This window comes from Alsobacter sp. SYSU BS001988 (genome assembly GCF_054796215.1).
In genome coordinates this window covers 64,698-78,103 of the sequence record NZ_JBTAMK010000017.1, presented here as the reverse complement: position 1 = coordinate 78,103, position 13,406 = coordinate 64,698, and the positions used below count along the sequence as shown (strand labels likewise).

The following is a 13,406-nucleotide window of genomic DNA, read 5'->3' as shown; positions in this document are numbered from 1 at the left end:
AGGGTGCTCGTCGGGCTCAGGGCGACTGCGGAAGCTTAGACACATAAGGACGATCGACCATGGCGCGTCGGTGTGAGTTGACGGGCAAGGGTGTCCAGAGCGGACATCTGGTGAGCCACTCGAACCATAAGACCAAGCGGCGGTTCCTGCCGAACCTGCTGCATGTGACGCTCCAGTCGGACGCGCTGCAGAAGGGCGTGCGCCTGCGGGTGTCGGCCCACGCCCTGCGCTCGGTCGAGCATCGCGGCGGCCTCGACGCGTTCCTGAAGAAGGCCTCGGACGAGGACCTCTCGCAGAACGTGCGCGAGCTGAAGCGCGAGATCACCAAGAAGTCCGCCGACGCGGCCGTCGCCGCGCAGTAAGCGCGCCGACCCATTCCGCCTTCTGCGTGAAAGCCTCGCCCGGTCCGGCGGGGCTTTTCGCATAGGTCCTGCTGGTCCGCCCGGGAGAACGCCGATGTCGATCAACGCCGAAGTCCGGTCCCTCGCGCTCCCCGTCACGGCGATGACGCTGGTGGTGGTGGCGTCGAACATCCTGGTCCAGCATCCGTTCGGCTTCCTGGGGCTGCAGGACTACCTGACCTGGGGCGCGTTCACCTATCCGGTGTCCTTCCTGGTGACGGACCTCACGAACCGCCGCTACGGCGTCACGACGGCCCGCAAGCTCGTGGCGGTCGGGTTCGTGCTCGCCGTCATCCTCTCCATCGCGCTGGCGACGCCCCGGATCGCGCTGGCGTCGGGAACCGCCTTCCTGGTCGGCCAGCTCCTGGACGTGACGGTGTTCAACACCCTGCGCCGCCAGGCGTGGTGGCGCGCGCCGCTGGTCGGCAGCCTGCTGGGCTCGGCGGTCGACACGGCGCTGTTCTTCTCCATCGCCTTCGCGGGAGACCCCGAGATGTCGGCGCTCATCCCGTTCCTCGGACAGCACCCGATGGCGCTGTGGCAAAGCCTCGCGATCAGCGATTTCGGCGTGAAGGTGCTGATCGCCCTGCTGGCGCTGCTGCCCTATGGGGCGTTGATGTCGGTGATCATGCCGGTCGAGAAGCTGAAGCCCCAGGCGGCCGGCTGAGGCCGCGATGGCCCGGCTCGCCGGGGCGGCTCACCCGACGAGGCGGAACTGCAGCAGGGTGGTGCGCTGCAGGAACGAGAAATTGTCGTCGGAGATCATCGTCAGCACGGTCGAGCCGTCGGCCGCGACATGGATGCTCAGGCCTTCCATGTTGTCGATGCGCTGGCGCATGGTGGCGTGGATCAGCGTCGGTCCGTCCAGGACCGCGCCGGGCCTGATCGCCCCGGCGGCGATCCGCCGGATCCGCATCCCGACGCCGTCCAGCCAGCCGAAACTGCGCTCCAGCAGCAGCATGTCGCCGCCGGGCAGGAAGGCGAGGTCGGTCACGTCGAAGTCGTCGTGCCGGGCGACCTTGAACTCGCCCTTGAGGGCGCCTGTCAGGATCCAGCCCTTGGTGGGCGATTCCGGGCCTTTCGCGGCCCGCTCGGCGATCGTGACGAGGCTCCCGGCGAGGGCTCCGGCCGTGGCGACGCCGATCGCCTCGAGGCTGCGGTTGCCCCGCAGCGTCTTGACGGCGGGCGGGACGGGGACGATCTGCCCCCGCGCGCGCAGGCCGTCGCGGGCGATCTCGAAGCGCCGCACCTCGTGGACGCGCTCGAAGCCGACATAGGCCACGCCGTCATGGACGCAGACGCACTCGCTGTCCCAGGCGTCGGTCTTCCACAACGGCGTCCCGTCCGCGCCCAGCACCGGCGCCAGGACCGCGTCCGCAAGCCCCGTCGGGGTCATCTCCGCATAGGCGATCCGGGCGGTCAGCCAGGAGCCCACGTCGCTGATGGCGAGGATGCGCTGGCCGTCAGGGCTGACGGACAGGCCCGACCAGCCGCCGAAATGCGGATTGTCGCTGGACAGGTCGAGCCCGCCGATGAACTCCAGCGCGCCGAAGCGCCTCACCTCCGGCGCCAGAATCGAGAAGCTTTCGACCGGGCGCGCGCGGATCTCGAGCCGCTGCTGCTCGGTCGGGCCGCTCTTGGGGCCGGAGGCGGCCAGCGCCGGGCTGGCCCGCGTCGCCGCCGCGACGGCGAGGGCGCCGGCGCACAGCACGCCGCGGCCGAACGCGCGCCGGTCGTGGTTCATCCCCGGCCGCCCGCGGCCCTGCGCGGAGCCGCGACGACCTTGGGGGGCGTCGCCTTGTCATCGAAGAGCTCGGCCAGCTTCTCGGTCATCGCGCCGCCGAGCTCCTCGGCGTCCACGATCGTGACCGCGCGGCGGTAGTAGCGCGTCACGTCATGGCCGATGCCGATGGCGATCAGCTCCACGGGCGACCGGGTCTCGATCTCCTCGATGATCCAGCGCAGGTGCCGCTCGAGATAGTTGCCCGGGTTCACCGACAGGGTGGAGTCGTCCACCGGCGCGCCGTCCGAGATCATCATCAGGATCTTGCGCTGCTCGCTGCGGGCGAGCAGCCGCTTGTGGGCCCAGTCGAGCGCCTCTCCGTCGATGTTCTCCTTCAGGAGCCCCTCGCGCATCATCAGCCCGAGATTCTTCCGGGCCCGGCGCCACGGCGCGTCGGCCTGCTTGTAGACGATGTGGCGCAGGTCGTTCAGGCGGCCCGGATTGGCGGGTTTGCCCGACTGGAGCCAGGCCTCGCGGGACTGGCCGCCCTTCCAGGCGCGCGTCGTGAAGCCGAGGATCTCCACCTTGACGCCGCAGCGTTCGAGCGTCCTGGCCAGGATGTCGGCGCAGGTCGCCGCCACCGTGATCGGCCGTCCGCGCATGGAGCCGGAATTGTCGATCAGCAGCGTCACCACGGTGTCGCGGAAATTGGTGTCCTTCTCGCGCTTGAACGAGAGCGGCTGGAACGGGTCGATGACGATGCGGGTCAGCCGGGCGGGATCAAGCGACCCCTCCTCGAGATCGAACTCCCAGGCGCGGTTCTGCTGCGCCATGAGGCGGCGCTGAAGGCGGTTCGCCAGGCGGGCGACGACGCCCTGCAGATGGCCGAGCTGCTTGTCGAGATAGCTGCGCAGGCGCGCCAGCTCGTCGGCGTCGCACAGCTCCTCGGCCCCGATCATTTCGTCGAAGCGGGTCACGAAGGCCTTGTAGTCCGGTCCGCGCGCCTCGCGGGCGCTGGACACGGGCGGCCGCCAGGCTTCCGACGGCTCGTCGCCTTCCGCCTCGTCGGAGTCCTCCGGCATCTCGCCGGTGGGGCCCTCGGAGGTCTCGGACTGGCCCTCCTCCATCTCCTCGGAGGCCTCTTCGGAGCGCTCCATCTCGGCGCGCTCGGAGGCCGACTGCTCCTCCGATTCGCCGTCCTGCTGCTGCTGGTCCTGGCTCTGCTCGTTCGAATCGTCCTGGTCTTCGCTGTCCTCCGGGTCGAGGCTGGAGTCCTCGGCCATGTCGAGGCTGGCGAGCATCTCGCGGACGGACCGGGCGAAGTGGCGCTGGTCCTCCAGGTTGGAGACGAGCTTGTCGAGGTCCTTGCCGGCCTTCTCCTCCACCCAGGGACGCCAGAGATCGACGATCTTCTGCGCCGCGGGCGGGGGCTTGAGGCCGGTGAGGCGCTCGCGCACCATCATGGCGACGGCGTCCTCCAGCGGCGCGTCGGCGCGGTCGGTGATCTCGTGATAGGCGCCGCGGTGATAGCGGTCCTCCAGCATCGCGGTGAGGTTGGAGGCGACCCCGGCCATCCGGCGCGAGCCGATCGACTCGACCCGCGACTGCTCGACCGCGTCATAGACGGCGCGGGCCTGCTGGCCCTCGGGCGCGAGACGCCGGTGCACGGCGGTGTCGTGGCAGGCCAGCCGCAGCGCCATCGAATCGGCCTGGCCGCGCACGATCGCGGCGTCGGCGGCGGTCATCTTGCGCGGCGGCTCGGCGAGGCGCGCCCGGTCCGGCGTCAGGGCCGGCCTGTCCGACGCGAAGGTCACCTCCAGCTCCGGCTGCCGGGCGATCGCCCGCAGGCACCCCGCGACCGAACGCTTGAAGGGCTCGGCGGGGGCTTCCTTCGGCTGTGCGGGCTTGCGGTTGGAGGAGCTCATTCGGCCTCTTGGAGGTTCGGCCTCTCGTCAGGCCTTCAGGTCAGCGCCACGTTGACGGCGCTTTCGGGAAGATCGTGCCCGAAGCAGCGCTGGTAGAACTCGGCGACCAAAGGCCGCTCCAGCTCGTCGCACTTGTTCAGGAAGGTGAGGCGGAACGCGAAGCCGATATCCTTGAAAATGTCGGCGTTCTCGGCCCAGGTGATCACCGTGCGCGGGCTCATGACGGTCGACAGGTCGCCGTTCATGAAGGCGTTGCGGGTGAGGTCGGCGACGCGCACCATCTTGTTGACGATGTCGCGGCCTTCCTTGCCGGTGTAGTGCTTCGCCTTGGCGAGCACGATGTCGACTTCCTTGTCGTGCGGCAGGTAGTTCAGCGTGGTGACGATGGACCACCGGTCCATCTGGCCCTGGTTGATCTGCTGCGTGCCGTGATAGAGGCCGGACGTGTCGCCCAGGCCCACCGTGTTGGCGGTGGCGAACAGCCGGAACGCGCCGTGCGGCCGGATCACGCGCTTCTGGTCCAGCAGCGTCAGCTTGCCGGAAATCTCCAGGATGCGCTGGATCACGAACATCACGTCCGGGCGGCCGGCGTCATATTCGTCGAACACCAGCGCGATGTTGTTCTGCAGCGCCCAGGGCAGGATGCCGTCCTGGAACTCGGTCACCTGCTTGCCGTCCTTCAGGACGATGGCGTCCTTGCCGACGAGGTCGATGCGCGAGACGTGGCTGTCGAGATTGATGCGGATGCAGGGCCAGTTCAGGCGCGCCGCGACCTGCTCGATATGGGTCGACTTGCCGGTGCCGTGATAGCCCGTGACCATGACGCGGCGGTTCTTGGCGAAGCCCGCCAGGATGGCCAGCGTGGTGTCCCGGTCGAACAGATAGTCCGGATCGAGATCGGGAACATGCGCGTCCGGCTCGGAATAGGCCGGCACGTCCATGTCGAGTCCGATGTTGAAAAGCTTGCGGGCGGACACCGTCGTGTCCGGCAGCCCCGGCGCCAGTGCAGTCGTGGCAGACATGGATCCTCACAGACGAACGACGGGGACAACCCCGGGGCCCGGCTCGGCGGCCTTGAGCCCGAACCTTGTTTAGAGGCTGCGGCGACGCGAAGCAATTCGCGACAGCCCCCGGGAATTGCGGCCTTTATGCGCGGCGCGCTGGGCCGCCCTGCGTCGGCGCCGGGACGGGCTCAGGCCCGGCCGGCGGCCTTCAGGGTGTTGTAGGCGTTGATGATCTCGCGCAGGCGATCCTCGAGGGATCGGTCGCCGCCATTGGCGTCGGGATGGACCTGCTTCACGAGCTGCTTGTAGCGGGCCTTCACGGTGGCGGCGTCCACGGTCTCGTCGAGGCCGAGCGCGTCATAGGCCTTGCGGGCGACCGGACCCACGGTCGGCTTGCGCGGCTCGGCCTCCGCCCGATGGGCGAAGCCGGCGGCGCGGAACACGCCCAGCGGGTCCTCGAAGACGAATTCCGTGCTGGCCTCCGGCGCGCCCGGACCCTTGCCGGGCGCCTTGACGCCCATGGACCAGGTCGGGCGATGGCCGACCAGCGACTCCTTCTGGTAGCGGGCGACGGCGTCGTCCGTCATGCCGGCGAAGTAGTTGTAGGAGGCGTTGTACTCGCGCACGTGCTCCAGGCAGAAGCGCCAGTACTCGCCCTCGTTGGACCGGCCCTTGGGGGCCCGGTGCTCGCCCGCGCCCTGGCAGCCCGGATGCTCGCAGCGCGGGCCGTTCTGGCTGGCGCTCTTGGGCTGCGCCTGCTCGGCCCGGCGGGGGCGGCTTCGGATGCGGTCGAAAATGGGCGAGTTGAGATTCATGACGCTGGCATTATGAGGTGTCGGACGATCGGGGCAAGACGGGTGCGACACGGATGGTCCGTATCGCGTCGTTGGCGAGGAGGCCGCGACATCGCGGCCACATCGTGGCTGCCTGATCAGGACCGATCCCGACCAAAGAGGCTGACCGATGGGCGTTAAGGACGCGATAACCGAGAAGCTGACCCGCGCCCTGGCTCCGCTGGAGCTGGAGGTGGCCGACGATTCGGATCGCCATCTGGGCCACTCAGGGTGGCGGGAAGGAGGCGAAACTCACTTCACCGTCAAAGTGGTGTCGAACGCCTTCGCCGGCAAGTCCCGGGTCGAGCGCCACCGCATGGTGAACGCCGTCCTGGCCGACGAGCTGGCCGGCCGCGTCCACGCCCTGGCGATCAGCGCCAGGGCGCCGGGGGAGTAGCCGGCCCACAGAGGCGGGCCGACGGCTTCAGCGCAGCCGCTCGAGCACGCTGACGTAGTTGGCCACGGCCGCGCCGCCCATGTTGAAGACGCCGCCGAGCGAGGCCGCCGGGATCTGCATCTCGCCCGCCTCGCCGGCGAGCTGCATGGCCGTGAGCGCATGCATGGAGACGCCGGTGGCGCCGATCGGGTGGCCCTTGGCCTTGAGGCCCCCGGAGGGGTTGACGGGCAGCTTGCCGTCCTTCTGCGTCCAGCCTTCCTTGATGGCCACCGCGCCCTGGCCTTCCGGAACGAGCCCCATGGCCTCGTACTCGATCAGTTCGGCGATCGTGAAGCAGTCATGCGTCTCCACGAAGGAGAGATGATCCAGCGTGACGCCCGCCTGCAGCAGGGCGCGCCTCCAAGCCTCGGCGCAGCCCTCGAATTTCAGGATGTCGCGCTTGGACATCGGCAGGAAGTCCTGCACATGGGCGGCGGCCCGGAAGGCGATGGCGCGCTTCATCTTCAGCGCCGTCTCCACGTCCGCGATGACGAGCGCCGCCGCGCCGTCCGACACGAGCGAGCAGTCGGTGCGCTTCAGCGGCCCGGCGACATAGGGGTTCTTCTCGCTGGGATGGCGGCAGAACTCCACGCCGAGGTCCTTGCGCATCTGCGCATAGGGGTTCGAGACGCCGTTCTTGTGGTTCTTGGCGGCGATCATCGCGAGCGCGTCGGACTGGTCGCCGTGGCGCTGGAAATAGGCGGCCGCGATCTGGCCGAACACGCCGGCGAAGCCGCCGGGGGTGTCGCCGTCCTCGGGAAGGTAGCTGGCCTTCAGCAGGTATTTGCCGATGTCGGCCCCCGGCGTCCTGGTCATCTGCTCGACGCCGACGACCAGCACGATCTTGGACTGCCGGCCCGCGATGCTCTTGAGGGCGCTGTGCACGGCGGCCGAGCCGGTCGCGCAGGCGTTCTCCACGCGGGTCGTCGGCTTGAACCTGAGCCCGTCGTCCGCCTGCAGCACGAGCGACGCGGTGAAGTCCTGCGCCGAGAAGCCCGCATTGTAGTGGCCGAGCACGATCTCGTCGACGTCGCCGGCCTCGATCCCGGCGTTCTCGAGCGCTTCGTTGGTGACGCGCACGATCAGGCTCTCGACGGTTTCGGCGTCCATCTTGCCGAACGGGGTGTGGGCCCAGCCCACGATGCAAGCGGTCATCGATCGTGCTCCTCGCGTGTCCGCCGGGAGAATGGCCCCGACGCCCGGCGTTCGCAAGACGCTCGGCCGCAAGGCCCGCATGCGGGTTTGCGCCCGCCCGTCATGGCCCCGTCGAAGCCGGAGCGGAACGCCCGCGATCACGGGCGCGTTGAGAGCCGACAGAACACGGACCGGGAGAACGACAATGTCAGCCACAACGGCGGATCGCAGCGGCCTCGACGAGGCGCAGCGTCATGGGCTGGGCGACGCCCAGGCGGGCCTGACCCGGCGCACCCGCGACGAACTCGTCACCTTCCTCGCCGAACAGGGCGTCCGGGTGTCGGCGAGCGACAACGACGCGGTGTTCGCGCGTTATTGCGAAGCCTACGACCAGCGCTCGCGCCAGGAGGATCTCGTGGACGCCGGGTCCGAGATGTCCTTCCCGGCCAGCGACCCGCCCTCCTACATGGCGGGCGCCTCCGTGGCCGGCGCCCCGCCCGAGAATGCGGACGAATGCCGGGAGGGGCCGAGCACGGCCGCTTCGGATCCGACCCAGCTGAAGAAGATCCAGGAGACCGACGGCACCGGGGGGCAGAAGTCCGACGCGCCTGGCGGCGGAGAGAAGCCGAACGCGGCCCGGCGGGACTGAACGGGCCGGCGCCGGCGCAGGGCGGGTTCCGCGTCAGCCATGCGCCCAGAGCAGCAGGGCGACGCCGCCGACGATCAGCCCCATGCCGACGATCTCCCGGGCGCTGGTCTGCTGCGCGAAAAGGCGGCGCGACACGATCTGCGCCAGGAGGACCTCCACCAGCGCCAGCGTCCGCACATTGGCGGCGCTGGTGAGCGAGAAGCCGAGGAACCAGAACTGCGACGCGAACGCGCCCAGGAAACCGGCCAGGAGAGAGGGGCGCCACGCCCTGAAGCTCTTCAGCAAGGCCTGTCGATCGAACGCGCCCAGCCAGAAGAAGAGCAGCACCGTCTGGATCGCCAGCGACCACGCCAGCGTGCTGGTGGCCCGCAGCACGAAAGACCCCTCCGGCATCGCCAGGATCGCGCCGCGGAAGCCGATCGCCGACAGGGCGAAGAACGCGCCCGACACGATGCCCATGGCGGCGGGCCGGAGGCCCGCGGCGCTCATCTTCGCGCCGCCCGGCTTCATCGCCATGAGGACGACGCCCGCGGTGGCGATCAGCACGGCGAGAGCCGTCCCGAGGCCGAGATGGTCGCCCAGCACCACGACCCCGAACAGGGCCACCTGGACGGGCTCAGTCTTGATATAGGCGGTGGTCACCGCGAAGGAGCGTTCCTTCATGGCGGCGAGCATCAGCACGGTGGCCAGGATCTGCGTCACCGCGCCGGCCAGCACGAACGCCAGATAGCGGCCGGTGGGCGCGGGAACCGGGTCGCCGCCGATCGCCACCACGACGAGCAGAAAGAGCAGCGCGAACGGAAAGCCGTACAGGAAGCGCACCTGCGACGCGCCGACCGTGCCGAGCGTCTCGGTGAGGCTGCGCTGCATGGCGTTGCGCGCGGTCTGGGCCACCGAGGCGACCAGGGTGGTGGCGATCCAGAGAGAGTCCATCGATGCTGCGTCCCGCCGCTTCGGCCCTGCCGGACCGGACCGGGACGGCGACGCCGCCCCCCGTCGCCCGATCGCGGCCACGATCGGCGGGTAGCACTCAGTGCAACTCTAGGCAAATCGCGGGGGGCGCGGTACGACTTGCAACCGCATCGGGTGGTCCTGCGCGACCGCCGTGATCGCCAGAGCGAGCGGGCGGCCTCCTCGTCCGTGAGCACGCTTTTTCCCTTGGCCTGTCCGACGCGCCAATGCGCCGGCTCGCGATCTGGAACGATCTGATGACACGAGTGACGCGTTGCGTATCGGTGGTCGGCGTCTCGGCGGCGGCTTTCCTGGGGTGGACGGCGGCCTCGCTGGCGGCGGCGCCCTATGTGGTCGCTGACGTGAACACGGGCCGGGTGCTGTTCTCCGAGGACGCCACGATGCCGTGGTACCCGGCGTCCGTCACCAAGCTGATGACCGTCTACGTCACGCTGAAGAAGATGCGCGAGGGGCGCATCTCGCTCGACACCGCGATCCCCATCTCCAAGCGCGCCACCGCGGTCCCGCCCTCCAAGAGCGGCGCGAAGCCCGGGCAGGAGATCACGCTCGAAAACGCGATGAAGATCCTGCTGGTGAAGTCGGCCAACGACATGGCCGTCGTCATCGCCGAGGGCGTGGGCGGCACGGTGGAGGACTTCGCCGAGATGATGAACCGCGAGGCGGCTAATCTCGGCATGCGGGAGAGCCACTTCGTCAATCCGAACGGCCTCTTCGCGGAGGGGCAGCAGACCTCCGCCCGCGACATGGCGGTGCTGGCCAGGGCGCTCCTGCTCGAATTTCCCGAATATTCCAGCTTCTTCAACATCGGCGCCGTGAAGCTCGGCAACCGCGTGCTGAAGAACACCAATGGCCTCGTCGGCCGCTATCCGGGCATCGAAGGGATGAAGACGGGCTTCATCTGCCCGTCGGGCTTCAATCTCGTCGCGGTGGCGAGCCGCAACGGGCAGCGCCTGGTGGCGGTGGTGATGGGCGCGTCCTCCGGGACGGACCGGACGCTGAAGGCCGCCCAGTTCCTCGACAAGGGCTTCTCGGGCAGCTATGGCGGCCTGCTCGGCGTCGGCGGCGGCACGCTGCAGAGCCTGCCGGCCTCCTCGGTGGCGACGCCGCCCAACATGCGCGAGGACATCTGCGTTCACCGCAAGGGCGCCCCGGCCTCCGAGGACGAGGCCGAGCCGCAGACCTCCGTGTCGCTTCCGGGCGGGAACGACGACAGCCGCACGGCTCCGCTCGCCGCCGCCGCCGTCAGCACGCCCAGCAGCGTGAGCGGCTCCGGACCCCGCTCGCTGGGCCCGCGCATGGCCTTCGATCCCGTGCCTGTCTATTTCGGCCGGTCGGAGAAGTCGGCGAGCGCTCCGGCGGCGGCGAACGCCGCCATCACGCCCGTGATGGTCGCCAGGAAGCCCGTCGAGAAGGCGCCTCGGACGGCCGGCGCCAAGGCCGGCGCGCCCAAGACCGCCACGGCCTATACGGGCGAGACCGGCGACGCGCCCGCAAGCCCGATCAAGACCAATCCGGCGAATGTCGCGCCGCTCAAGGCGTCCGCGGCGACCAGCATCGGCCACGGGGCCAAGGGACGCGACGCCGTCAAGCACGGCGCAATCCAGCGGCGCGCGCCCCAGACGGCGGCCAGGGCCGAACCGAAGGCCGCCGACCTCAACGACCAGGCCGAGCCCTCGAAGGCGCTGACCACGCAGGGCAAGGCGGCCACCGCCCCCATGCCGCAATCCGCCGCGACCCTGAAGGTCCACATCCGCGGCAAACGGACGGGCGCCAAGGCCGAGGCGTCCAGCGCCCGCAAGACGGCGACCTTCGAGCCCGGCAATCGCGGCGCCGTCGGCGGGACCGCCGCGAAGCCTCCCGCCAAGCCTCACGTGAAAGCGGCCTCGACCAAGCCGAAGAAAGCCGCTACGCCGGACTGACCGATCCGCCCGCCTCCAGGCCCATTCCCCGAAAGCCGTCCGCCGCATGAGCGCCCCCGTTTCCGCCGCAGGCGGCTTCACGCTCGCCCTCGGCGCCGCTGCGGCTTACGGGTTCAACATCACCTTCGCGCGCATCGCCGCCGGCGAGGGCGTGCAGGGGCCGGTGCTGGTGACCTATCGGGTGGTCGTGATGCTGCTGGTCAGCGTCGCGCTGGGGCTGGCGCTGCGCGAGAGCCTGCGGGTGGACCGCCGCTACTGGTCGTCCCTGCTCGTGCTGGGGCTGACGAGCGCCGGGGTGGGCGTCTGCTACCTGTCGTCGGTGGCCTTCATCCCGGTCACCGTCGCGGCGGTGCTGTTCTACACCTATCCGGTGATCATCGTGCTGGTCAGCCCGCTGGTGGAGAGGGGGCGGCTCTCGCCCGGGTTGCTGGGCGTCGCGTGCCTGGCCTTCGTCGGCGTGGTGCTGGTGCTGGGGCCGGCCTTCGACAGCCTCGACCCGCGCGGCGTCGCGCTGGCCCTCGGGGCGAGCGCGTCCGCCGTGATCCAGTTCTTCGTCGCCGCGCGCTGCGGCCCCGTGCCGACCGCGCCGAAGATCCTGTGGGTTCACGTGGTGTGCCTTCCGGCCGCGATGCTGGCCGCCGTGGCGACCGGCGGAATGCGCGGCCCGGAGGTCCTGCTGGCAGCGCCCTGGGCGGTGACGCTCACCATCGGCGGCTTCGTGCTCGGCTTCGTCCTCCAGATGGCGGCGCTGGGCCGGGTCGGCGCGGTCGCGGGCGGGCTCGCCTTCTGCCTGGAGCCGGTCGTGGCCGCCGTCACCTCCGCGCTCGTGCTTGGCGAGCGGCTTGCGCCCGTCCAGTATGCTGGCGGCCTGCTGGTGGTGCTCGCCATCATGATCAATGTGGCGGCCAGCCACCGGCGCAGCCGACGCGTCGCGACCGCCTGAGGCCCCATGGCGAGAGAAGCCCGCATCCCCGTCACCGTGATCACCGGCTTCCTGGGCGCCGGCAAGACGACGCTGCTCAATCGCCTGCTGCGCGATCCCGCCCTGTCCGACACGGTGGTGATCGTCAATGAGTTCGGCGAGATCGGCCTCGACCACCTGTTCGTCGAAACCGGGGACGAGGGCATGATCCTGCTCTCGTCGGGGTGCCTGTGCTGCACGGTCCGGGGCGACCTCGTCAATACGCTGGAGGATCTCGCCGCCAAGCGCGACGACGGCCGCATCGCCCCCTTCCGCAGGATCGCGATCGAGACCACGGGACTGGCCGACCCGGCCCCCATCCTGCACGCCCTGATGTCGCATCCGACGCTGCTGTCGCGCTACGCGCTCGACGGCGTCGTGACGCTGGTGGACGCCGTGAACGGCCTCGGCGCCCTGGACGCGCAGCCCGAGGCCGTGAAGCAGGCCGCGGTGGCGGACCGGATCGTGCTGACCAAGACGGATCTGGCCGCAGGCCGCGCCGATGCGGACGTGGCGGCGCTGCGGCGTCGCCTCGCGCGGCTGAACCCGGGGGCGCCGTTGCTCGACGCCGCGGCGGGCGAGGCCACGGCGGCGGCCGTGATGGGCTCCGGCCCGTTCGATCCGTCGCGGAAGATCCCCGACGTGGCGGGCTGGCTGCATGAGGAGGCCTACCGCGACGGCCACGCCCATGCGGGCCACGACCACGCCCATGACCCGCGCGACCAGGACGCGCACGACGTGAACCGCCACGACGCCTCGATCCGGGCGTTCAGCGTCACCTCCTCCACCCCGATCCCGATGGCGGCGCTGGACATGTTCCTGACGCTCCTGCCCTCCGCGCACGGAGCCAAGCTGCTGCGCATGAAGGGCGTTGTCGACGTGGCCGAGCATCCCGGCCGTCCGGTGGTGATCCACGGCGTGCAGCACGTCGTCCATCCGCCCGTGATGCTGGAGCGCTGGCCGGATCAGGATCACCGCACCCGGCTGGTGTTCATCACCCGCGACCTCGACGAGAGCTTCGTCCGGCGGATGTGGGACGCGTTCAGCGGGGTCGTCGCCGTCGACACGCCGGACAGGGCGGCCCTGATGGACAATCCGCTCGCGCTCAGCCGCGGCGACGCCTGACCCGATCAGGGCTTCCGCAGGACGAAGCGCAGCGTGTCGCCGTCGCGCTCGCTCGACAGCAGGGCCGCGCCCTCCTGCCGGGCCATGTGCGGGATGTCGATCGCCGCCATCGGGTCCGTGGCCTCGACCATCAGCAGGCTCCCGGACGCCGCTCGCGCCAGCGCCTTGCGGGCGCGCAGCGCCGGCAGCGGGCATTTCAGGCCGCGCAGGTCGAGCTGCACCATCGGCGGCGGAGCGGAGGCGTGGTCCATCGCGGCTGACTAGCACGGTGGCGCACAGCGCAGGAAGCGCCTGAACGGCGATTTAACGGCTCCGGGCCATTCT

Annotated in this window: 14 protein-coding genes; 7 read left to right on the top strand and 7 right to left on the bottom strand. The window is 70.2% G+C overall.

All coding sequences use genetic code 11. The annotated features are described in order from the left end of the window. Positions 1 to 59: 59 nt before the first annotated feature. A complete protein-coding gene (rpmB, locus tag ACYVO7_RS22280) occupies positions 60 to 362 on the top strand; it encodes a 50S ribosomal protein L28 (protein WP_406855151.1) in 303 nt (100 codons plus the stop codon). 94 nt (positions 363 to 456) lie between these two features. Continuing rightward, positions 457 to 1,068: a queuosine precursor transporter gene (locus tag ACYVO7_RS22275; RefSeq protein ID WP_406855150.1), complete on the top strand. Its 612-nt coding sequence runs from the start codon at positions 457 to 459 to the stop codon at positions 1,066 to 1,068. Between the two features lie 30 nt (positions 1,069 to 1,098). On the opposite strand, the gene ACYVO7_RS22270 is transcribed toward ACYVO7_RS22275, so the two are convergent. From ACYVO7_RS22270 to ACYVO7_RS22255, 4 genes are all read right to left on the bottom strand, one after another. Then, complete coding sequence (locus ACYVO7_RS22270; protein WP_460451971.1) at positions 1,099 to 2,145, bottom strand: esterase-like activity of phytase family protein; 1,047 nt, start codon at positions 2,143 to 2,145, stop codon at positions 1,099 to 1,101. Further along, complete coding sequence (cobT, locus tag ACYVO7_RS22265) at positions 2,142 to 4,049, bottom strand: cobaltochelatase subunit CobT (RefSeq protein WP_460451970.1); 1,908 nt, start codon at positions 4,047 to 4,049, stop codon at positions 2,142 to 2,144. The genes ACYVO7_RS22270 and cobT overlap by 4 nt, the downstream gene beginning before the upstream one ends. Before the next feature lie 35 nt (positions 4,050 to 4,084). Beyond that, positions 4,085 to 5,071, bottom strand: coding sequence for a cobaltochelatase subunit CobS (gene cobS / locus ACYVO7_RS22260; protein WP_406855147.1), 987 nt, complete (start codon positions 5,069 to 5,071; stop codon positions 4,085 to 4,087). Between the two features lie 170 nt (positions 5,072 to 5,241). Next, positions 5,242 to 5,868 (bottom strand): J domain-containing protein, encoded by a 627-nt coding sequence (locus ACYVO7_RS22255; RefSeq protein ID WP_460451969.1) that lies wholly within the window; start codon positions 5,866 to 5,868, stop codon positions 5,242 to 5,244. A 148-nt stretch (positions 5,869 to 6,016) separates the two neighbouring features. Between ACYVO7_RS22255 and ACYVO7_RS22250 the strand changes: the two genes are divergently transcribed. Further along, positions 6,017 to 6,283, top strand: a complete 267-nt coding sequence (locus tag ACYVO7_RS22250; protein ID WP_460451968.1) for a BolA family protein — start codon at positions 6,017 to 6,019, stop codon at positions 6,281 to 6,283. Positions 6,284 to 6,310: 27 nt separating this feature from the next. Here the strand turns inward: ACYVO7_RS22250 and ACYVO7_RS22245 are convergent, their stop codons facing one another. Next, on the bottom strand, positions 6,311 to 7,477 hold the full coding sequence (locus tag ACYVO7_RS22245) for an acetyl-CoA acetyltransferase (protein ID WP_460451967.1): 1,167 nt from the start codon (positions 7,475 to 7,477) through the stop codon (positions 6,311 to 6,313). Between the two features lie 184 nt (positions 7,478 to 7,661). Here ACYVO7_RS22245 and ACYVO7_RS22240 point away from each other — a divergent pair, with 184 nt between their 5' ends. After that, the gene (locus ACYVO7_RS22240; RefSeq protein WP_460451966.1) at positions 7,662 to 8,105 is read left to right on the top strand and encodes a hypothetical protein; all 444 of its coding nucleotides are present in this window, start codon (positions 7,662 to 7,664) and stop codon (positions 8,103 to 8,105) included. 33 nt (positions 8,106 to 8,138) lie between these two features. On the opposite strand, the gene ACYVO7_RS22235 is transcribed toward ACYVO7_RS22240, so the two are convergent. Beyond that, positions 8,139 to 9,038: a DMT family transporter gene (locus tag ACYVO7_RS22235; protein WP_460451965.1), complete on the bottom strand. Its 900-nt coding sequence runs from the start codon at positions 9,036 to 9,038 to the stop codon at positions 8,139 to 8,141. A 275-nt stretch (positions 9,039 to 9,313) separates the two neighbouring features. On the opposite strand from ACYVO7_RS22235, the gene ACYVO7_RS22230 reads away from it, so the two are divergent. From ACYVO7_RS22230 to ACYVO7_RS22220, 3 genes are read left to right on the top strand one after another with little or no spacing between them, the layout of a single operon-like run. Further along, entirely contained in the window at positions 9,314 to 10,996 is a 1,683-nt protein-coding gene (locus ACYVO7_RS22230; RefSeq protein WP_460451964.1) for a D-alanyl-D-alanine carboxypeptidase family protein, read from the top strand. A gap of 46 nt (positions 10,997 to 11,042) precedes the next feature. Beyond that, complete coding sequence (locus tag ACYVO7_RS22225; protein ID WP_460451963.1) at positions 11,043 to 11,939, top strand: DMT family transporter; 897 nt, start codon at positions 11,043 to 11,045, stop codon at positions 11,937 to 11,939. Between the two features lie 6 nt (positions 11,940 to 11,945). Beyond that, entirely contained in the window at positions 11,946 to 13,082 is a 1,137-nt protein-coding gene (locus ACYVO7_RS22220; protein WP_460451962.1) for a CobW family GTP-binding protein, read from the top strand. A 5-nt stretch (positions 13,083 to 13,087) separates the two neighbouring features. Here the strand turns inward: ACYVO7_RS22220 and ACYVO7_RS22215 are convergent, their stop codons facing one another. Next, positions 13,088 to 13,333: a sulfurtransferase TusA family protein gene (locus ACYVO7_RS22215; RefSeq protein ID WP_460451961.1), complete on the bottom strand. Its 246-nt coding sequence runs from the start codon at positions 13,331 to 13,333 to the stop codon at positions 13,088 to 13,090. Positions 13,334 to 13,406 lie beyond the last annotated feature (73 nt).